Below are 20,528 nucleotides of genomic sequence, written 5' to 3'. Positions count from 1 at the left end.
AAATGCCTCCTTATTTATTTAGAAAGCCCCTCTAAAAAGGATTCAATTTCTTCTTTCGTTTTTCGATCCTTACTAACAAACCGGCCAAGCTCTTCTCCTTTTTCAAAGGCAAGAAAGCTCGGGATGCCGTAAATATCATACTCCTGGCACAGCTCAATAAAATTATCCCGGTTCACTTCCACAAATTCAAATTGCGAATATGCTTCCTCTATTTCAGGTAATACCGGTTCAAGCACACGACAATCCGGACACCAGCCTGCAGTAAATAAAAAGACAACAGGTCCTTCCTTAATATACGCATTAAATTCCTCTGTATTTTGTAATTCTTTCATTTTTAAACACCCTTTCTCTTCTTCTATCATAGCTTGCTGCCCATTTTCTTTCAATCATGATACATTGGAAACCGTTCAAGTTGATATATAAATTCTGAACGGCAGTTGTTTCGAAAAAACACTGCACTAGTTACATTACTTTATCCTGAATTATTTTTTATTACTCAACTTTCACACATGAGTATCGATCAAATAACTTAACAAGATTATGGAAAACCTTTACTATTATATTATATAAGATAACATTGATTGGGAGGGATTGGAATGAATTTAACTGTTTATCTTGCTGGACAAATTCATGATAATTGGAGAGAAGAGGTTAAAAAGCTTGCCGAGGAAAAAAAGCTTCCTTTGACATTTGTTTCTCCGCAGACAAATCATGATCGTTCTGATGATATCGGCGAAGTAATTTTAGGAAAGCAGCCGGGTAATTTTTATCGCGATGATGCTGCTTCCAGTGTTAATAACTTCCGGACACAGGTTTTAATGCAGAAATCAGATATTGTTATTGCGTTATTTGGAGAAGAGTACAAGCAATGGAATACTGCCATGGATGCAAGCACTGCTATAGCTTTAGGAAAACCGACAATTATTATTCGCCCGGAAAAATTAATTCATCCTTTAAAAGAGCTTTCAAATAAAGCAAATATTACCGTAGAATCTGTAGAACAGGCTTTAGATGTTATTGCGTATATCTACGAATAATTAACTTTTGGTGATAATAAAAAACAGGCTGAACGGCCTGTTTTTTATTATCATTTTTTATTTGCAAAATCAAGCTGTCCTTTAAGAAGCTGCACGACATGCGTAAACATATCTTCTCTTGACACAAGGTTATTCGTAAAAATACCAATTGCCCCCTCATGACTGCGGACATTTTCTTTTTTTGTATATGCGTCCATTACAATACTTAATTCACCAGCTGTTTGAAGTCCTTTTTCAATTTCTTTTGGAAGAGCTATTCTTGCTCCGCTGGCTGTGAATATTTCTCCATTTTCTGTAGCCAGAGCTCCCCAGTTGCAGAGGAATAATGTATCATCTACATACATCACTCCCCCCTCTAAACCGATTCCTATTGAAGCGCTCCCGCCGGATACACACGCCTTTGCACGATTAATCGCACCAACCCGTGTTTCTTCATCTGAAAAAGGCTGAACAGATACATTGGAAGGTACATCAAGTGAGCTTACTTCAAATCCCTGAAATACATTTTTAACTGCCTCTACTTTTGTCGGATTTTTTGATCCTATAATAACAGTTTCTTGCATATTGTCAGCTTTGCTTTAACCCGGAAACCACTGTCTCGTCAGTTGTTTTAACAAGTTTAACAATCAATTCTTTCGCAGCTGCATAATCATCTACATGGATGATGGATGCCGATGTATGAATATACCTTGAGCAGATTCCGACAACTGCTGAAGGTACCCCGTCGCCTGATAAATGGACGCGGCCTGCATCCGTACCACCTGGTGAAATAAAGTATTGATAAGGAATATCATTCGATTCCGCCGTATCGAGAACAAATTCACGCATTCCTTTATGTGTAATCATTGTGCGGTCAAAGATGCGCAATAACGCTCCTTCTCCTAATTGTCCAAATGCTTTCTTATCTCCTGACGCATCATTTGCCGGCGAAGCATCTAAAGCATAAAAAATATCAGGCTTTATCATATTTGCCGCTACCTGTGATCCGCGTAATCCGACTTCCTCCTGAACAGTTGCACCGGAGTAAAGCTGATTTGGAAGAGTTTCTCCCTGCAGTTCTTTTAAAAGCTCGATGGCCAGTCCACAGCCATAACGGTTATCCCAGGCTTTTGCCAGAATTTTTTTCTCGTTAGCCATCGGTTCAAATGGTGTGATTGGAACAATAGTATCTCCCGGACGGACACCGATACGTGCTACATCCTCTTTATCATCCGCTCCGATATCAATTAACATATTTTTTATCTCCATCGGTTTACCGCGTTGTGCATCTGTCAGTAAGTGTGGCGGAATAGACCCGATAACTCCAGTAACCGGTCCATTTTTTGTCATTACCTGAACACGCTGAGCCAGCATAACCTGACTCCACCAGCCGCCTAAAGTCTGAAAGCGGAGCATTCCGTTATCCGTAATCTGTGTCACCATAAAGCCTACCTCATCCATGTGACCAGCTACCATTACCGTAGGCCCTTTACCATTTCTTACGCCAAACACTCCACCTAAATTATCCTGAATAATTTCATCCGAGTATTTTTCCAGCTCTTGTTTCATAAAATTACGGACAGCATGCTCATTACCTGGCGCGCCCTGTAATTCAGTTAAATTCTTAAACAGTGTAAGCGTTTCTTTATTCATTAAAAAGCCTCCTAAATATATTACTGCATCGATTAAAAAACGATATTAACACTACTGCAAGTATACTCGAAAAAGCGAAACTCTTTCCAGTATTTATGTTCAATTGTTTGTATTTCTCTGTCAAATTACGATATACTACACATATAGCAGACATTGAATCTTACTAAAACAGAGGTGAATAAATTGAGCAAAAAAAAGGTATTACTTGCAGCAGCACTCGGTATTGCTATCGGATATATTGCACGTGAACAAGTAAGTAATCAAACAAAAATCACTCCAGAAAAAGCATTAAATCATGCAAAAGAAATGTTTAAACGTAACGGCCCTATCAGCGGCTCCTGGATTTACATGAAACCGGAAGAATTAGAAAGAAACGGTCTGCTTTACGATGTGTACCGCGGCGGAGTAACCAGAAATATCGATGGTACTAACAAGCAATTTGATTTCTACGTAGACATAGAAACCGGCGCTGTTATAGATACAGAAGCAGCCGTTTAATACAATGCTTATTCAGGGCAGCCTTCTCTTTTTTGAGATTGCTGCCCTTTTTATTTTCCCTCTGCCCAAAACAATTCCTTTTATTCATAAGTGGAACGAACACGCTCTACCTGACCTATTTTTTCTCCTGCTTCATTAAACTTAACCGCGCGGAAATACGCATCATGATAAAAAGTGAACCACGCATTCTCTTTATACCCCTGCTCCATCCAGTATTCCTTTTGCAATACTGATTGAACAGGGTAATCGTCATATGCAAGAACCCAGAGCTTATTTTGATGCGCATGTGTCGGCATAATATCTGCCATATGTAAGAAGCTCTCCTTTTCATCCTGAAATCGGATAATAGCGTGGCCATCACTATGCCCTCCCGTATGAACCATCGTTAACCCCGGTAAAATTTCCACTTCCTCTTTAAAGGGATGAACTTGTTCTATAATTGGTTTCCAATTTTTCTCCCAGTAAGTATTTACAGACCGGATGTTAGGATGCCGCATCTCGTCCCACTCCACCTGAGAAACATAAATTTTTGCTTTTTTAAACACCGATTCATATTCTCCTTCTCCGGCAGGCTTTGTTAAACCATTTGCATGATCATAATGGAGATGCGTCATTAAAACGATATCAATATCATCAGCCGTTAACCCCAATTCCAGTAAAGATGCCTCTAGTTTGGTCTCTTCCAACACGCCGAAATTCCTTTTCTGTTTATCTGATAGTTTATTCCACCCAATTCCTGAATCAATTAATAAATAAGAACCATCCAGTTCAATTAAAATAGGATCTGTACGCAGCTCAATTTGATTTTTTTCGTTATTTGGATATTTTTTCTCCCACAACGCTTTTGGAACTACGCCGAACATCGATCCGCCATCCAGATGCGTTACGCCTCCGTTTAGCCAAGTGAGTTTCGCTCTGCCAACCTGTAAAATTTCCATCTTTATCCTCCCTTTTTCTTCTAAGTTTATCTGATAAATTAATATCTTGCAAACGTTGCCATAAGAAACTAAAAGCTCGTTTTTCCCTTTCCCGAGATATGGAGACTCCAAGATTCAGTCTATTTTAGCAGCCCTCCTTTTTAAATCGTTTATGGTTTTCCCCATAGACATAAGCAGCGTGAAAAATTTTATTCTTATCCTCTCACAAAAAAATGTGGCAAATTTATGAACTATCTGCTATGATTGTTAACGAATTCACATTCTTTTTATTGTGAATCAAATCACATAGATAAACGGAGGTATTGACATGAAGGAAAAAATCTCAGCGATTATAATTGGAGTTATTGTTCTTGCTGCTTTTATCATTCCCTTTACACTTCTTAAAGAAGTAGAAAAATGGTATGGAAGCTTTCTTTTTTGGTTGATATTAACCTTAATTGTAATCGTATGCAATACAATGCTGATAAAAGATTGGAGCAATGAGGAATGAATGTATCGCTTATTTGGTGGGGATTAGGAATTTATATTGCTGTATCTGTTTTTATCGCTTTTTTGTCACGGACCGGCAAGCAGACAAATATGGGAGCTTATTTCTTGGGAGATCGTAAACTGGGCGGTTTTGTTTCTGCATTAAGCTACAGTGCTACTACATACAGCGCGTTTATGCTGGTCGGGTTAGCAGGGCTTACCTATCGCGGAGGCGTCGGAGCACTCGGCTTTGAGTTAATTTATTTAATGGGTGTATCGTTAATCGCATTTTTTGGCCCACGTTTTTGGATCGCTGGTAAAAAATATGGATATATTACACCTTCTGAAATGATTGGTGATCGTTATCAAAGTAAAGCTGTGGCCATTGCAATTGCTATTAGTAACTGTCTTTTTCTTATTCCATATAGTGCCGTACAGCTGGCTGGTGTAGGATATTTATTGCAGGGTGTATCCAACCAGCAAATCTCGTTCAGTACTGGTGTAATCATCGCTGTCATATTAGCGATTGTCTTTGCTTATATTGCTGGAATACGCTCTGTTGCCTGGACGGATTCTCTGCAATCGTTATTTATGATTATTGGATCTACTTTGATTGTACTCTTTCTGATTCACGAGCTGGGCGGGTTCACTGGATTCTTTCAGCAGCTGGAAACCAGTCATCCTGAAATGCTGACAGTGCCTGGTAATGGCTATTTCAGCTTTTTAACATTTATTGGATTAACCATACCCTGGTTTTTCTTCAGCATTTCCAATCCACAAGTCAGTCAGCGTCTGTTTATGCCTGCTTCTTTAAAAAGCATGCGGCATATGCTGTTAGGCTTTATGATATTTGGATTAATTTATACCTTTGTATCTATCTTCTGGGGTTATTCCGCTTTCTTACTGGAACCGGGATTAGACAATCCTGATTTAGCAACACCTGTTGTACTGTCTTCATCGGCGATACCGCCTGTTCTGGCTGTTATTGTAATGGTAGGTATTATTGCCGCCGCTGTTTCAACGATTGATTCTATATTGCTTACACTATCTTCCATGTTTGCAAAGGATGTATATGGAAATATTCGCGAAGATACAACAGATCGTGTCCAGCTTAAGATTGGAAAATTTATTATCCCTGTTATTGCTTTATTGGCTTATTTATTCGCAGAACTGCAGTTAGATTTGATTGCCGTATTATCTGTGGCTTCCTCTGCAGGTTTAATCGTTGTGGTTCCGGCAATTTTTGGCGCTTTCTTTTGGAAAAAAGGAACAGCAGCTGCTGTATTAGCGAGTACCATCATCCCCGGCGCCCTTGTTCTGATTTTAGAGCTGTTGCAGGCAAAACCGTTTGGACTGGCTTCTGGCCTATGGGGACTTATTCTATCAACATTACTGTTTATCTTTGTTAGTTTATTCACAAATGCTCCAACACAAAAGGCAAATGAATTTATTGATTATATAAAGGAAAACCTTCAGAATAAAAAACGATAAAATTCATAAAAGCGTGTAGAGATAGTTACCCTACACGCTTTTTATGTTAGTGAAGAAAGCATTTGGCGCTGCTGCTTCTTAACAATTTCCATTTGTTCATCTATTTGCATCTGCAAATCTTCCGGGATTTGCTCCTGCTTGCTTTGCTGTAAAGTATGGTAGGTCTCCTCATACCTTTCATACATATAATATAGATTTTCTAATTCATGACGAGATAAAAAACGTACCAAATTGATACTCCCCCTTCTATATATAGTATTACTACTATATACAAAACAGAGGATAACTATACCCGTTTTTCTGATATTGACAAACAAAAAATTTATCACTGATAGTCTTCTTTTATAAAAGAAAGAGAAAAGCTGACTCGAAATGAAGTTTCGGATTATATTTCCTCAGCACAAGACAAAGAAGACTGTGACATCACAATCTCCTTCGGCTAATACCTGCGCTCTACATTTATCCCTCTGCATGTAACCCTTTTTTACGGACATACTTTTCCAGCTTATCCAGTTCATAAAAAAGTTCCACGATACTATTCGCAACAGGAAAGACATAATGCCATTTTTCATAGTCTGTACCCTGTAATGCATCAATTAAATTATTAATCGTTACACCCATCGCCTGTTTTGTCTCTTTTTGCAAATCTCTATCCAGAACGATACGGTCCTCATACATGAGAAAGACATTTTCACTATAGTTATTGATTTCGCTGACCAGCTTTTTAATTAAGAAGGATTTACCGGCTGCCATCTGTTCAATTTCCTTTAAATTTTTCTCCAGCTCTACAATCAATGTATGCTTTTTCCGCAATACCTGTATCATTTGCTTATAGATCACAATGTTCCGGAAAAACGATCTGCGTTTTCGAATAAATAATCTATTTTTCTCATCTGTAATGATATCAAAATAATCTCTTATTTTATTTATTTGCTTCTCCACTTTTCTTTCTTCATCACGAATTTGCGGTACACTCATTGTATTGCTCGGAATAACCCGCAGAAGAAAATGAGAGCTCTCACTAGCTTCCTTAATCATCTGAAACAGAATCTTTTGATGATTTGGGGGATTTACAAATACATTAACAATAAAAGCAGAAAGCACCCCAATGGCTACCAGAGATACACGGGATAAAATATAAAAGAAATTAATATGATCTCCGTGACTTGCTACCATCATACTGACAATAGTTAGAACTGTTAAATTAATTGTTTTGGTCAAGCCAAGCTTGATATTGATTGCAATGGATAAAATAACAACTGCACCGACTGAGATAGGATGACTGCCGAGTAAAAATACCCCTAAAATGGCGAGTGTTGCTCCGACAGAGTTTCCAATAACTACTTCTTTAATATAATTGAATGAGCGCATGATAGACGGCTGCATTGCTATAACAGATGCAATCGCTGCGATAACAGCATATTCCATATCAAAAAAACTTGTAATTAATAGTGTTAATGTTACTGCCAGCCCTGTCTTTAACATCCTGGGGCCAATATTAAATTCCATTCACCTGCACCTCTCTAGAAGTAGTATACAGCTTTCCTTCAAACGTGTCACGGAAATAAAATACCGTTTTTTCTTATGAATTTGAAAATAGAATAGTTCAAATACATCTGCCTTCTATTTCATTTGATAAGCTTTACAGACTGAATCCCGGCTTCCGCTGGCAAAGATTCAGTCTGTAAAGCATGATTGCCTGTACTCAGATGTTTTTATTGCTATCTCAGAAATGATTATTTTCAATTACAAGCCTTTTAACTGCACACATTTTCAGGTGAGTATCATAGCTGGATGGACAGGTATTTCACCTCAACATACTCATCAATTCCGTGGTGACCGCCTTCACGGCCTAGTCCACTCTCTTTAAAGCCGCCAAATGGAGCTTGTGCTGTTGACGGGCCGCCGTCATTAATACCGACAATCCCATACTCTAATTGTTCACCAACCTCAATCGCTGTAGTGAGGTTTTCTGTGAATAAATATGCGGCTAATCCATAAGGAGTATTGTTAGCACGCGCAATAACTTCTTCCTTGGACTCAAATGTGGTGATCGGAGCCAGAGGGCCAAAGGTTTCTTCATGCATACACAGCATCTCATCATTTACATTGGTTAATACAACCGGGCTAAAAAATAAACCTTCATTTGCTTTTTCATCACCTAACAGTTTTTCTGCTCCTTTGTTCAGAGCGTCCTTAATATGCTTCTGCACTTTTTCAACTGCTGACTGGTCAATTAAAGGACCAATTTCTACTCCTTCTTCTAAACCATTCCCTACTTTTAGCTGAGCGACTTTTTCTGCAAAAGCCTTTGCAAACTTCTGTTCAATAGACTCATGAACATAAATTCTGTTCGCACAGACACAGGTTTGCCCCGCATTACGATATTTAGAAGCAATCGCTCCATTCACAGCTTTGTCAATGTCTGCATCTTCCATAACAATCAATGGTGCAAGACCGCCGAGCTCCAGAGAAATCTTTTTCACTGTATCAGCAGATTTCCGCATTAATAATTTACCTACCTCTGTTGAGCCAGTAAATGATATTTTCCGGACCCGTGTATCCTCCATCCAGGCATCACTAATTTCACTGGAGCTTCCTGTTACAATTTGAAGCACGCCCTCCGGAATTCCTGCTTCTATCGCAAGCTCACGCAGACGAATAGCTGTTAAAGGTGTAGCGCTCGCCGGTTTCACAACTGCCGTGCAGCCTGCTGCCAATGCCGGTGCAACCTTACGGGTAATCATTGCAGCCGGAAAATTCCATGGTGTAATTGCTGCAATAACTCCAACAGGCTGACGGGTGACAACGATCCGCTTATCTCTCGCTGTTGCAGGAATTGTTTCGCCATAGAGCCTTTTTCCCTCTTCTGCATACCAGGCAATAAAGCTGTTGGCATATTGAATTTCTCCTGCCGCTTCCTTTACAGGTTTTCCTTGTTCCAATGTCATGATTTCGGCTAATTCTGATTCATGCTGTTCAATAAGTCCATGCCATTTATTTAATAAAGCAGTTCTTTCATAGACAGATTGTTTCGACCACTCCTGAAAGGCCTGATGTGCTTTATCAACTGCCTGTTCCGCCTCTTTCTTACCACCTTTTAAGACTGAATCTACTACTTCGCCTGTTGCCGGATTCGTTACTTTAATAACTTCTTTACTATTTGTCATTAGAATACCCTCCAACTTTTATGATATGCTTCACTCTACCCCAATTATACATTTTGAAATCATCAATTCCACCTATTTGAATGAATATAAGCAGATGAAATATGCTTCCTCCATATTCACTTTTTATTTTCAACAAAAAAACTCCCAGTCAAAAGTTATTTTTCCAGGAGTTTTTATATTACTATTTAGCTGCATAGCTGCGAATATGATCTTTTACACCGGCTAAACAGATTTTTGCCGGATCTTCATCAATATTCAGCTGTTTCTCACTGCCATCTGTTGGAAGTGATTCTTCAAATACTTTCTCATACGCTGCTACAGAAATACATTCTCTATTTGCAAACATTGCTTGATGCTCTGCTGTCTGCAGATGCTTTTTATAGCCCGGCTGCAGTTTTCCGGAGAAGAATTCGCCGACAGCTCCAGAACCGTAGCTGTATAAACCAATCGTATCTCCTTCTTTTAACTCATCCTGATTTTCTAATAATGAAATCAGACTGAGATAAAGGGAACCGGTGTAAATATTTCCTACATTACGGTTATATTTCGTACTGATCTGATAATTATTTTTTAATCTTTCCTGTACTTCCTCAGATGCATCCTCAATCACTGTACGCAATGCTTTCCAGCCCATTTTTGTATATGGTAAATGAAAAGCTATTGCTGCGAAATCCTCTAAATTTCTTCCAGTCTGTTCCTGATAGTCTTTCCATACTTTTTGGAAAAAGGCAATATATTGTTCGTTGGAGTACTTTCCATCCACATAAGCGGTTGTGGAATATACCGGTCTCCAAAAATCCATAATATCCTCTGTATAATACGTACTTTCACTTTCCAGCTCCAGTAATCTTGGAGAAGCACTTACTAAAATAGCAACTGCACCGGCGCCTTGTGTTGATTCCCCTGGGGTGTTCAACCCGTAACGCGCAATATCAGAGGCTAACACAAGAACTTTTTTATCCGGGTGAAGCGCAATATGTCCTTTTGCCATTTGAATTCCCGCAGTTGCTCCGTAGCAGGCCTGCTTCAGTTCTACTGAGCGGGCTCTGGGATTCAAACCTAATAATTGATGTATATAAACAGCAGCTGATTTGGAATGATCCACTCCAGATTCTGTTCCAAAAATAACTAAATCGATTTTCTCCTTATCTTCCTCATCTAAAATCTGATCTGCTGCATTAGCTGCTAAAGAAACCGGATCTTGTGTCACCGGCGGAACAGCCATTTCATCCTGTCCCAGACCAATGGTGAATTTACCCGGATCAATTCCTCGTTCTTTTGCTAAATCATTCATATCTACATACAGATGTGGTGCATAAAATCCCAGTTTATCAATTCCTATCTTCACTATTATTCCTACCCTTCTTCTTACTATAATTAAGGCTGTTTTAGAAAATCACGTATTCTACTATTTCCAGAAAATCGAGATTTTTTATACTTGATACAATAAAAATCACATTAGCAAAAAAGCTTTTTATATTTCCTTTGCAAAATATATCCTAATTATCCAGACGACAATCCAAAACAAATATTGTCGAAAAATACAATAATTAAATGATAATACAAGGATTGTTTAAATAGCAAACAAAATAGCGTGTTTTATCTTTATAATCGTTAAATAAAAATATTAGTTGAATTTATAAAAGTAACAAAAACGTGTGACAGGCAAATGCTTGCACTATTTCCTGACAATACTTCGTTTGCTCCATTCGTGTGAATGGAGCAAGAGCACATATCAGTTCAGTGAGGAATTATTTAGTTCAACTAATATAGACTAGTTATTTAACTATTATTTCTGTTTTGCTATAGCCTTCTTTTGTTTTATGAACTTCTATCGCTGCCGGGAATACATCCTTCAGCTCCTGCACATGAGAAATGACGCCTATCATTCTTCCGGACTGCTGCAGCTGAATAAGTGCATCAATTGCTTTACGCAATGATTCTTCGTCCAATGATCCAAAGCCTTCGTCAATAAACATTGTCTGAATAACAATATTGCCCTGGAAGCTTTGAATGACATCACTCATCCCAAGTGCGAGGCAAAGGGAAGCATGGAATTTTTCTCCTCCGGACAATGTTTTTACATCCCTGGTCTGTCCTGTATATTGATCATACACATCTAATCCCAGACCGCTCTGTTTCCCGCGTGATTCCTGGCGGTCACTTCTCGTCAGATAGAATTGCCCATTGGAAAGATCATTCAGACGCAGATTTGCAGCCTCAATAATTTGTTCTAAATACTCCATCTGCAGATACCGTTCAAAAGATACCTTTTTGGGATTTTGCCCCCGCAAAGTATCATATAAATCTGTTATTACCATCCGTTTCTTCTCCACATCCGCAGATTGGAGATCGAATTCCTGTAACTGCGTCATAAAGAATGTCATATCTTTCTTTTCCTGCTGCAGCTGCTGCAGCTGTTCCAGACTGGTCTTTGTTTTTTGTTTCCAATTATCTAAAACAGCTTCTATTTCGGACAGATCTTGTTTTGACTTTCCTTCTAATTTCTTCTCAAGCTCAGAAATTTGTTTTTCTAACTGATAACCTTGTTTTTCATAATCGGCAATTCTTTGCCTGACGGCCTGATAAGCTGCTTCGTCCCATTTTGCTTCTTGATATGTCTGCTCTGTAAAATCGGACTGCTCTAATTTTTCTTGAAAAGTTTTCTCCAAGCCATCCATTTTTTGTTTCCATTTTGTCTGGTTTTCTCTCAAATGGTGCACATCAGCAGTCCATTTTGTAAATGCCTCATGTACTTTTCTGTAAGTATCCTGTACATCTATCCAGCGCTGCTCCAGGCGTTGTTTTTTTGTTCTTAAACCGCTTATCTCTGCTTCTAAATCGGAAAGAACACGTAAATTTTCCGGAATCTGCATGTACTGCTGCTGATAAACAGCCTGCTTACTTTGATATTCGGATTGAAGCTGACTGACCCGGTTCTGCTGTTCATTAACAGCTGTTTCGCTCTGCTTCTGTTCCTGCCGCATGCTTATTAATTCTTTTTTACATTTGGATAAGCGGGCTTTAGATTGCTCCAGCCTGCTCTCTTCCGCTTTTTTTTGTTTTCCTTTTTCAACGATTTCCTGATACCTTTGTTCCGGATCAGAAAATTCCAATTCATGCTGTGCGAGCTCCTGCTCTAATTCTCTTCCTTCAGCTTGATAAGCCCTTATATTTGCCGTCTGCTCCCGCCAAATAGATTCTTTTTCATCCATTAGCTTTTTCGCCCGTTCCAGTTCTTCTTTGCTGACTTCTGCTTCCTTCGTTGCTGCCGGGGAAGGGTGATCCACACTGCCGCAGACCGGGCAGGGCTCACCGTCATGTAAATGAACAGCCAATACATGTGCCTGGTTAGCAAACCAGGCTTGTTCCAACCGGTTATAACTCTCTTTCTCCTTCAGATAAACAGCTTCTTTATCCTTCAGAGCAGCCTTCCCTGTTTGGATATGCACTACTTTTTCTTTATATTTTTTCATCAGCATTGCCTGCTCACGCAGTATTCTTAATTCTTCTTTTACTTCCTCCAGCTTGTCTTTATCTTTATCTAATAGCAGTTCTTCTTTTTCTAAGCGGTCAATTTGTTGACTTCGTACTTTGCGGAACGCTGTTAGTTTTTCCAGCTGCTTCTTGTCTTCCTCTAAATGTCCTGCCAGATTGTGAATCTCCTGTTTCTTTGCTTCTAATTCTTTTACAACGGGCAAAAATCCTTCTAAGCGGTTTACTTCTATCGAGACTTTTTCACGCTCTCCGGCATTTTCCTGTTCCTTTTTAAAGTTATCTTCTGCCTGCTGCTTTTGTTTTTCCATTTCATTTTGTTTTGCTTCCAGCATTTGCAACGCCTGGTTACCTTCCTGAAACTCCTTTCTTGCTTCATTTCGCTGTTGCTCATAAGGTATAATTAATTTCGCCTGTTCAGCAGCAGATAACCCTTCTTTTAAGGCAGTCATTTCTTGCGCTTGATCTTTCCATGCTGTGAGATTTTTCTGATATGTTTCTAATTCTGAAAAGTGCTCATTAATCTGTTTCACCTGGAATAATTGATTTTGTGCAAACTCCTGCTGTTTTACCGCTTCTTTATAATAAGCGTCTGCTTTTTTTATCGCTTCTTCATTCTTTGTCAGCTCTGACTCTAAAGCTTCAATAATCTGTCTTGTATTAACATGCTCCCTGCTTGCCAATTCATGAATATCAGAATCATCTGCAAGCTCCAAAGAGAAAATTTGTGCACGCAGCTGTTCCATCCGGTTTAAAATACGCTGATTTTCCTGCTCTAATTTTGCTTTCTTCTCTTTAAGCAGGTCATTCATATATTTATAATGCTCTGTTTTGAACAAACGCCTTAAGATTTCTTCTTTGTTTTCTGTTCCGGAAGTAAGCAATTTACGAAATTCCCCTTGTGGCAGCATCACAATTTGTTTAAATTGATCTGGTGTCAGGCCGATAATATCTTCTATTCTCTGATCAATTTCACTTACTATCTGCCTGTCTACACAAGGTACTTCCCCTTCTTCACGCACTTCGTAAAATTCACATTTATCGCCTGTTTTGCTCTTATTACCATTCTTCACATGACCGAGCTGACGAAAAATACGGTATGTTTTATCCTTTATTTGAAAAACAAGCTCAGCCGATGTATGTATATCTTCATCTGCAAAGTCACTGCGCAGCATGCGTTGATCTTCACGGTCGGATCCGCTGGCTTTCCCATATAATGCAAAAGCTATTCCGTCAAATAACGTGGTCTTTCCTGCCCCCGTTTTTCCTGAAATCACAAAAAGTGTATTTCCCTGGAGCTCTTCAAAATCAATGATTTCTTTTTCCTTATAAGGTCCAAAAGCATTTAATGTTAGTTGTAATGGCCGCATTCTCTTTTCACCTGCTTTTATCTGGATGCTTTCCGTTCACTGGCTGCATCCTGAATTTCTTGAAATAATTCATTCATTATCTGATTAATTTCTTCTGTTGCTTCCTTCTCCGTTACTTCCCGGTAAAATGAATCAAATAATTCCATCTCACTCAAACTCGTCTTAGGAGCCTGATCCGCTGTTTGATTATTCGCACCTATTGTTGTTCTGATTCTTTCGACATGCATAGCATTTGGAAAGATAGAACGTACCTTTTCCATTGGTGATAATATCGGCATTTCATCCAGCAATTGTACAAATACATAATCTTCACTTCGCGGCTGTTTATAAATATCCTCCATTTTCATTTTCAACGAACGGATTTCCCGTTTAGGAATAAGGAGCTTCTTCTCCGCCTGAATATCTCCTTTTTCATCCAGTTCCACTACTAAATATCCTTTTTGATGATGCTCCTCTGATAAGGAATATTTCAGTATTGATCCGGAGTAGCGGATTTTTTCTTCCAGTACATGATGAGCCTGGTGAAGATGCCCCAGAGCCGTATAATGGAAATCTTTAAATAGATGAGCATCCACATGTTCTGCTCCGCCGATAGACAATGGACGTTCTGAATCACTTGTATTTTCCTCTGTCTCTCCAAAAGGAGTTACAAAAGCATGTCCAACAAAAACATGACGTGCTGCTTTATCCATATCTTCTTTTATCCGGTTAACTAAAAAAGCATTTGCATCCTGATGATTGCGGATATCCTCTTCTTGAAACAAAGCTTTCACCACACTTGGATCTGCATACGGAATAAGATGAAAATGAACTTCTCCAAATTCATCTGAAAGAATAACCGGTTTTAGATTTTCCGACAACTGTCCAATAATATGGTAGCCCTTTTCCTTCATCAGACGGCTGCCAAAATGAAGTCTGCCGGGACTGTCATGATTGCCTGCAATTGCTAAGACAGGTATATCTAATTGATTAATAATCCTGTCCAATGTTCTATCTAATAAATCAACTGCTTCTACAGGAGGCACAGCTCGATCATATAAATCTCCTGCAATAATAACAGCATCTGGACTTTCTTTTTCAACCATCTCAACAAATTGATCCAGGATAAACGCCTGATCTTCCGTCATATATACGCCTTGAACCAGCTTCCCTAAATGCCAATCTGCTGTGTGAATTAATTTCATTTTGAACCCTCCCGACGAATCAAACATTCTTCCAATTTGATTTTTATACCTTTTATAACAGTCCTTCTTTTTCGATCAAATAACTATATGGAATATCAAAAAATATATAGCGCTGCTGAGATAGTGGATAAGCATAAGTTCTAATTAGCTCTGAACGCTCAATATCTGTATATAAATCAGATAAAATTCCTTTTTTCTCTATATTCATCCGCATAATATTTTCGAAAAAATACGGACGCCAGCTCCAATTTTTATGTATTCCCTCTTGTAATAATATCCAATTCCCCTGATTATCCTTTTCTACGTTTGCTGATACTTGTAAGCCAACACTGTTACAGATATATATACGAAATACAAATTCTTCACAGCCTTTGGCAAGCTTTAATAACCAGGCATCATCATTCCCTGGTTTCATCTGTGTTAAAAGACCGTTAATGGTTCCATGAACTAAATCTAATAATTCAAATTGCGCTTTTGCCTTCTGCTGCTCATAAGTCACGAATTCACTAAAGTACTCGGTTAATTCACTTTTACAGCAATCTTCGTCAATAAAATCCTGCTGCGGGTTAGTCAGGTAACTTCCCTGATAATATTCTCCCCCGCTTTTCCAGGCAAAGTTCAATTGATTGTAAGAACGTATCCCTTTAAATAATAGAGATGCACCAATTTTTCTGGATAGCATTGATACACCGAAATAAACATCCTTATATAAATGCGGCAGCAGATCATCCTTTAAAAAAGATGTGTCTACTTTTATAAAAGAAGGATGTAAAACAGCTAATTGATTTAAACTGCCGTTCGGGTAAGCTAATTCAATACTGATTTTTACTCCTAGAGTTTTTAAATATTTAATGATATGATTTAGCTGGTCCATATTATCGGTCAGAGAAATATCTTTAATTTCCAGAATAATTTTATTCAGATCTAATCCTTTTTCCTGATAGTCATGTAATAAATTAATAAAGGTTTCTCCATTATCACGAACGAGTAATTCCACATCATAATAAAAAGAAAGGTATCCTGAATAATTTTCCTGTAATTTCTTTTCAATCGCTTTTTGATGAATGTATTGATTAACTTCCAGACGAAATTCATCTGGAATAGAAGTATCATCGAAGAGCCAATCCAAACGCTGCTTTCTGCCATTTTCATCTAAAAAATAAGCAATTACTTCATAGCCGCTGATTAACTGCTTATCTGCACGAATAATCGGCTTATAATAAGGAAGTAATTGTTCTAAATCGATTAAAATATCTAGTGGATCCATACTGACTCCCCCTTCATGTCATTATATCATATTCCATTTTAAACCTTTTTGCGCATTTTTTTATACGGATATTTTTTCATGCTTCTTTAATAATAACAAAATAATAAATGGAATCCTTCATCCAAGATTTTTTATTATCATGAATTATATTTTACTCGTCCGAACTTTCCAACAGACTGTCGGAAATCCCATACTACCATTTTTTATTATTGTCAAGTTTTTTTCGACATTTTTAGACACTTTTCAAAAATATGTAGAAGTTTTCATGAACATTTTGTGAAGTGTTTCTCAATGTCTTGTAATTTCTTTACATCAGTATTAATATTATGTCTGCTATAGAGTTATACTAAATTAATTGTGTGTTCAATAATCGATAGAACATTTTTTCGGTTTTCTTTGAACAACCTTTTAATAAAAACAGACAATCTTATACACAATCAAGGGAAGGGGTATTAACATGAAGTTAAAGTGGGCCTATTTAGCAATTTTAACAGGTATTGCCGGGTTACTGGCAGGCTGTGAACCATTACTCGTACTTAATCCAAAGGGTCCCCAGGCAGAGACAACTGCAAATGTGATTTGGTTATCCATCATTACAATGTCTTTCATTGTAGTTGTTGTCCTAGTAATGCTAACAGTTATTTTATTTAAATATAGAGCATCAAAACAAGATCCCGATTATGAACCTCCGCATATTGAAGGTAATAAATATGTGGAAGGGATTATCGTCACGATTCCAATTTTAATTGTTGCTTTTTTATCTGTTGTCTCCACTATTTCAACACATCAAGTGGAAAGTCCTCCAGAAGGGTATTCTGAAGATGAGCCGGTCGTTATCTACGCATCATCTTCTAACTGGAAATGGCATTTCAGTTATCCGGAGCAGGATATTGAAACAGTAAATTATGTTTTCATACCAACAAATCAAAATGTGGAATTCCGTTTATATTCTCATGGCACGATTTCAAGCTTCTGGATTCCGCAGCTTGCAGGGCAGAAATATGCAATGGCTGATATGACAAACTACATGAATGTTGTCGCAGAAGAGCCTGGAGAATATATGGGAAGAAACTCTAACTTTAATGGAGAAGGTTTTGCAGAGAATGAATTTACAGTAACTGCACTTCCTCCAAGTGAATTTGATTCTTGGGTCGAAGATATTCATAATACTGCCGATCCGCTTACAGAAGAAAAATTTGAAGAATTATTAGAGCCTGGACATTTAGGACAAATGACTTTCACAGGGACGCATCTGGATTTCAAACCTGCGCCTGAAGGAGAAAACAGTCCTCATAATCACGGAGGTTCCCCGGATTCAGAAGAGGACGGCGGACATCACCATCATTAAGTCATTCATTTGACTAAGCAGTACATTCCTCGAATGTACCTGAATATTTCTAAGCTCTAGAAAGGAGTTTTATCATAATGGATTTTTTTGATAGATTTACGATTCCACCCCATGATGATCCAATGCTTTATGCGTCCATTGTTGCAATTGGACTTGTAAGTATAGCGATTGTCTTCGGTGTTACCTACTTTAAAAAATGGGGTTATCTTTGGAGTGAGTGGTTAACAACGGTTGATCACAAACGTATCGGAATTATGTATATTATTTCAGCATTGCTGATGCTTTTCCGAGGCGGCGCTGATGCTGTTATGATGCGGCTGCAGACAGCTGTTCCTGATAACAGTTTCTTAGACGCACAGCACTATAACGAAGTTTTCACGACACATGGTGTTGTTATGATTTTCTTCATGGCAATGGCATTCATTATCGGTATGATGAACTTCGTTGTTCCACTGCAAATTGGAGCGAGAGATGTTGCCTTCCCTCGTTTGAACGCACTCAGCTTCTGGTTATATTTTGCCGGGGCAATGCTGTTTAACCTTTCCTTCGTAATCGGAGGATCTCCGGATGCCGGCTGGACAAACTATTATCCGCTGGCAGGAACAGACTTCAGTGAACATGTTGGGGTTAACTACTATAACTGGGCGCTGCAAATTTCCGGGATCGGAACCTTGATGACGGGGATTAACTTTATCGCTACAATTATGAAAATGCGTGCACCTGGTATGACATTAATGAAAATGCCGATGTTTACCTGGTCTGCATTAATTACAAACCTTATTATCGTGTTCGCGTTCCCTGTATTAACAATTGCTTTATTAATGGGAACACTGGACCGCCAATTCTTTACCAACTTCTTTACAACAGGAGATGGCGGTATGGATATGATGTGGGCGAACCTGTTCTGGATCTGGGGACACCCTGAGGTATATATTCTGATACTTCCAGCATTCGGGATTTACTCACAAATTATCGCTACATTCTCACAGCGTAATTTATATGGTTATAAATCGATGGTCGCGTCGATGGTTATTATTTCCTTGCTATCCTTTATGGTATGGGTTCACCACTTCTTCACTATGGGACAAGGAGCAGTTGCAAACAGTATCTTCTCCATTACAACCATGGCGATTGCTGTTCCGACGGGAATTAAGATATTTAACTGGCTCCTGACGATGTGGAAAGGAAAAATACGATTTACGACGCCAATGATGTATTCTGTAGCATTTATTCCGCTGTTTACCATCGGGGGAGTAACTGGTGTTATGCTTGCAATCGCAAGTGCTGATTACCAGTATCACAATACCATGTTCTTAGTAGCTCACTTTCATAATGTAATCATCCCTGGTGTAGTATTCGCGATGATTGCCGGTCTCATTTATTACTGGCCTAAAATGTTTGGTTTCTTATTAAATGAACGTATTGGTAAATGGGCATTCTGGAATATTGTTATTGGATTCTGTCTATCCTTCTTCCCAATGTACATTACTGGTTTAAACGGACAGGCACGAAGAATGTACACTTATTCAGAAGCATCTGGATTTGGGCCATTAAGTATGGTATCCTTCTTCGGAGCGTTACTCTTAGCAATCGGGTTCGTATTGATCGTTTATAACGTTTATTACAGCTTCCGATATGCGCCAAGAAATGTCGGTGACGATCCTTGGAATGCACGTTCTCTTGAATGGGCAACTCATAATCCGGTTCCGGAATATAACTTTGCTATTACACCAAACGTTAATTCAAGTGAAGCATTCTGGGATTATAAGAAGAACGGTCATGACTTATTCAAAGGCGGAATTAAGGACATTCATATGCCGAATAACAGCGGCTGGTCCATTATTTTTGCCGGTATCTTCTTTGTCTTTGCCTTTTGCTTTATATTCCACGTATGGGTTGGAGTAATCATTGCATTCGCCGGAATTATTGGCTGTCTGCTGTATCGTTCCTTTGAAAAGGATGACGGGCATCACATTCACAAAGAAGAAATTGAAGAAACGGAAAAGAAATTTGGAGGTGCTAAGTAATGAAACTTGATTCCAAAAATCTGCCTCTTGAATATAGCACCGAAACCAATAGAATGAATATCCTGGGATTCTGGATTTTCCTAAGCGCGGAAATCATGTTGTTTGCGACGCTGTTTACATCTTATTTTGTTTATGTAGACCGCGGCGTGGGCAGTGGTCCCGCCGGGGCAGAGATTTTTGAATTGCCGCCGGTATTGATTGAGACATTCCTTCTCTTGACAAGTAGTTTTACAATTGGATTAGCGGTCCATGCAATGCGTATTAATCGTGTAAAAGCAATGATCGGGTTTATGATAGTGACACTTCTCTTAGGTGCTGGATTTCTCAGCGTGGAAGTATATGAATTTATTCATTACTACCATATAGGTGCAACATTGCAGACAAGCGGTTTTACAGCAACACTCTTAACAACGCTCGGGACGCATGGAGCTCACGTAACACTAGGATTGTTCTGGGGTATCATGATTATTATTCAAATCCTTCGCAATGGCTTAAATGCGCGGACAGCGAATAAATCATTTATATTTTCTCTTTACTGGCACTTCCTAGACGTTATGTGGATCTTCATTTTCAGCTTTATTTACTTGAAGGGAATGATGTAGC

Annotated in this window: 18 protein-coding genes; 7 read left to right on the top strand and 11 right to left on the bottom strand. The window is 38.6% G+C overall.

The genetic code is table 11. From position 1 onward, the window contains the following. Positions 1 to 14 precede the first annotated feature (14 nt). Positions 15 to 332 carry a thioredoxin family protein gene (locus BN1068_RS00555; RefSeq protein ID WP_077600899.1) on the bottom strand — a complete coding sequence of 106 codons (318 nt, stop codon included), beginning with the start codon at positions 330 to 332 and terminating at the stop codon, positions 15 to 17. A 264-nt stretch (positions 333 to 596) separates the two neighbouring features. Between BN1068_RS00555 and BN1068_RS00550 the strand changes: the two genes are divergently transcribed. Then, the gene (locus BN1068_RS00550) at positions 597 to 1,037 is read left to right on the top strand and encodes a YtoQ family protein (RefSeq protein ID WP_077600898.1); all 441 of its coding nucleotides are present in this window, start codon (positions 597 to 599) and stop codon (positions 1,035 to 1,037) included. A 50-nt stretch (positions 1,038 to 1,087) separates the two neighbouring features. Here the strand turns inward: BN1068_RS00550 and BN1068_RS00545 are convergent, their stop codons facing one another. Continuing rightward, the gene (locus BN1068_RS00545) at positions 1,088 to 1,600 is read right to left on the bottom strand and encodes a DUF84 family protein (protein WP_077600897.1); all 513 of its coding nucleotides are present in this window, start codon (positions 1,598 to 1,600) and stop codon (positions 1,088 to 1,090) included. A 4-nt stretch (positions 1,601 to 1,604) separates the two neighbouring features. Then, entirely contained in the window at positions 1,605 to 2,669 is a 1,065-nt protein-coding gene (locus BN1068_RS00540; RefSeq protein ID WP_077600896.1) for a M42 family metallopeptidase, read from the bottom strand. Between the two features lie 183 nt (positions 2,670 to 2,852). Here BN1068_RS00540 and BN1068_RS00535 point away from each other — a divergent pair, with 183 nt between their 5' ends. After that, entirely contained in the window at positions 2,853 to 3,167 is a 315-nt protein-coding gene (locus tag BN1068_RS00535) for a PepSY domain-containing protein (RefSeq protein WP_077600895.1), read from the top strand. A gap of 80 nt (positions 3,168 to 3,247) precedes the next feature. On the opposite strand, the gene BN1068_RS00530 is transcribed toward BN1068_RS00535, so the two are convergent. After that, positions 3,248 to 4,105 (bottom strand): YtnP family quorum-quenching lactonase, encoded by an 858-nt coding sequence (locus tag BN1068_RS00530; protein ID WP_077600894.1) that lies wholly within the window; start codon positions 4,103 to 4,105, stop codon positions 3,248 to 3,250. Between the two features lie 307 nt (positions 4,106 to 4,412). Here BN1068_RS00530 and BN1068_RS00525 point away from each other — a divergent pair, with 307 nt between their 5' ends. Together BN1068_RS00525 and BN1068_RS00520 are read left to right on the top strand one after the other, a co-directional pair. After that, entirely contained in the window at positions 4,413 to 4,595 is a 183-nt protein-coding gene (locus BN1068_RS00525) for a hypothetical protein (protein WP_077600893.1), read from the top strand. Beyond that, positions 4,592 to 6,064, top strand: coding sequence for a sodium:solute symporter family protein (locus BN1068_RS00520; protein WP_077600892.1), 1,473 nt, complete (start codon positions 4,592 to 4,594; stop codon positions 6,062 to 6,064). The genes BN1068_RS00525 and BN1068_RS00520 overlap by 4 nt, the downstream gene beginning before the upstream one ends. Before the next feature lie 41 nt (positions 6,065 to 6,105). Here the strand turns inward: BN1068_RS00520 and BN1068_RS00515 are convergent, their stop codons facing one another. The 7 genes from BN1068_RS00515 to BN1068_RS00485 all read right to left on the bottom strand — a co-directional run bounded on the left by BN1068_RS00515 (position 6,106) and on the right by BN1068_RS00485 (position 16,550). Continuing rightward, on the bottom strand, positions 6,106 to 6,294 hold the full coding sequence (locus BN1068_RS00515; protein ID WP_077600891.1) for a hypothetical protein: 189 nt from the start codon (positions 6,292 to 6,294) through the stop codon (positions 6,106 to 6,108). A gap of 229 nt (positions 6,295 to 6,523) precedes the next feature. Beyond that, complete coding sequence (locus BN1068_RS00510; protein ID WP_077600890.1) at positions 6,524 to 7,573, bottom strand: FUSC family protein; 1,050 nt, start codon at positions 7,571 to 7,573, stop codon at positions 6,524 to 6,526. A 275-nt stretch (positions 7,574 to 7,848) separates the two neighbouring features. Further along, on the bottom strand, positions 7,849 to 9,234 hold the full coding sequence (locus tag BN1068_RS00505; RefSeq protein WP_077600889.1) for an NAD-dependent succinate-semialdehyde dehydrogenase: 1,386 nt from the start codon (positions 9,232 to 9,234) through the stop codon (positions 7,849 to 7,851). Positions 9,235 to 9,415: 181 nt separating this feature from the next. Further along, on the bottom strand, positions 9,416 to 10,582 hold the full coding sequence (locus tag BN1068_RS00500) for a hydroxymethylglutaryl-CoA synthase (protein WP_077600888.1): 1,167 nt from the start codon (positions 10,580 to 10,582) through the stop codon (positions 9,416 to 9,418). A 430-nt stretch (positions 10,583 to 11,012) separates the two neighbouring features. Further along, a complete protein-coding gene (locus BN1068_RS00495) occupies positions 11,013 to 14,099 on the bottom strand; it encodes an AAA family ATPase (RefSeq protein ID WP_077600887.1) in 3,087 nt (1,028 codons plus the stop codon). 17 nt (positions 14,100 to 14,116) lie between these two features. Further along, a complete protein-coding gene (locus BN1068_RS00490; RefSeq protein ID WP_077600886.1) occupies positions 14,117 to 15,283 on the bottom strand; it encodes an exonuclease SbcCD subunit D in 1,167 nt (388 codons plus the stop codon). Between the two features lie 52 nt (positions 15,284 to 15,335). Further along, positions 15,336 to 16,550 (bottom strand): EAL domain-containing protein, encoded by a 1,215-nt coding sequence (locus tag BN1068_RS00485; RefSeq protein WP_077600885.1) that lies wholly within the window; start codon positions 16,548 to 16,550, stop codon positions 15,336 to 15,338. 457 nt (positions 16,551 to 17,007) lie between these two features. Here BN1068_RS00485 and qoxA point away from each other — a divergent pair, with 457 nt between their 5' ends. The 3 genes from qoxA to qoxC all read left to right on the top strand — a co-directional run bounded on the left by qoxA (position 17,008) and on the right by qoxC (position 20,527). Further along, a complete protein-coding gene (gene qoxA, locus BN1068_RS00480) occupies positions 17,008 to 17,898 on the top strand; it encodes a cytochrome aa3 quinol oxidase subunit II (RefSeq protein ID WP_077600884.1) in 891 nt (296 codons plus the stop codon). A 77-nt stretch (positions 17,899 to 17,975) separates the two neighbouring features. Further along, on the top strand, positions 17,976 to 19,925 hold the full coding sequence (qoxB, locus tag BN1068_RS00475) for a cytochrome aa3 quinol oxidase subunit I (RefSeq protein WP_077600883.1): 1,950 nt from the start codon (positions 17,976 to 17,978) through the stop codon (positions 19,923 to 19,925). Next, positions 19,925 to 20,527, top strand: a complete 603-nt coding sequence (qoxC, locus tag BN1068_RS00470) for a cytochrome aa3 quinol oxidase subunit III (RefSeq protein WP_077600882.1) — start codon at positions 19,925 to 19,927, stop codon at positions 20,525 to 20,527. The genes qoxB and qoxC overlap by 1 nt, the downstream gene beginning before the upstream one ends. The last annotated feature ends 1 nt before the right edge of the window (position 20,528 follow it).

This window comes from Oceanobacillus sojae, from assembly GCF_900162665.1.
GTDB classification, from domain to species: domain Bacteria; phylum Bacillota; class Bacilli; order Bacillales; family Amphibacillaceae; genus Oceanobacillus; species Oceanobacillus sojae_A.
The sequence above is the reverse complement of the archived record's forward strand: the minus strand, read 5'-3'. Positions and strand labels throughout refer to the sequence as shown.

Bases quoted from the DNA above. Each gene is read 5' to 3' on its own strand.
- BN1068_RS00510 (WP_077600890.1), bottom strand. From the start codon at position 7,573: ATGGAATTTAATATTGGCCCCAGGATGTTAAAGACAGGGCTGGCAGTA.
- BN1068_RS00525 (WP_077600893.1), top strand. From the start codon at position 4,413: ATGAAGGAAAAAATCTCAGCGATTATAATTGGAGTTATTGTTCTTGCT.
- BN1068_RS00545 (WP_077600897.1), bottom strand. From the start codon at position 1,600: ATGCAAGAAACTGTTATTATAGGATCAAAAAATCCGACAAAAGTAGAG.
- BN1068_RS00555 (WP_077600899.1), bottom strand. From the start codon at position 332: ATGAAAGAATTACAAAATACAGAGGAATTTAATGCGTATATTAAGGAA.
- qoxC (WP_077600882.1), top strand. From the start codon at position 19,925: ATGAAACTTGATTCCAAAAATCTGCCTCTTGAATATAGCACCGAAACC.
- BN1068_RS00550 (WP_077600898.1), top strand. From the start codon at position 597: ATGAATTTAACTGTTTATCTTGCTGGACAAATTCATGATAATTGGAGA.
- BN1068_RS00520 (WP_077600892.1), top strand. From the start codon at position 4,592: ATGAATGTATCGCTTATTTGGTGGGGATTAGGAATTTATATTGCTGTA.
- BN1068_RS00540 (WP_077600896.1), bottom strand. From the start codon at position 2,669: ATGAATAAAGAAACGCTTACACTGTTTAAGAATTTAACTGAATTACAG.
- BN1068_RS00505 (WP_077600889.1), bottom strand. From the start codon at position 9,234: ATGACAAATAGTAAAGAAGTTATTAAAGTAACGAATCCGGCAACAGGC.
- BN1068_RS00490 (WP_077600886.1), bottom strand. From the start codon at position 15,283: ATGAAATTAATTCACACAGCAGATTGGCATTTAGGGAAGCTGGTTCAA.
- BN1068_RS00530 (WP_077600894.1), bottom strand. From the start codon at position 4,105: ATGGAAATTTTACAGGTTGGCAGAGCGAAACTCACTTGGCTAAACGGA.
- BN1068_RS00495 (WP_077600887.1), bottom strand. From the start codon at position 14,099: ATGCGGCCATTACAACTAACATTAAATGCTTTTGGACCTTATAAGGAA.
- qoxB (WP_077600883.1), top strand. From the start codon at position 17,976: ATGGATTTTTTTGATAGATTTACGATTCCACCCCATGATGATCCAATG.
- qoxA (WP_077600884.1), top strand. From the start codon at position 17,008: ATGAAGTTAAAGTGGGCCTATTTAGCAATTTTAACAGGTATTGCCGGG.
- BN1068_RS00485 (WP_077600885.1), bottom strand. From the start codon at position 16,550: ATGGATCCACTAGATATTTTAATCGATTTAGAACAATTACTTCCTTAT.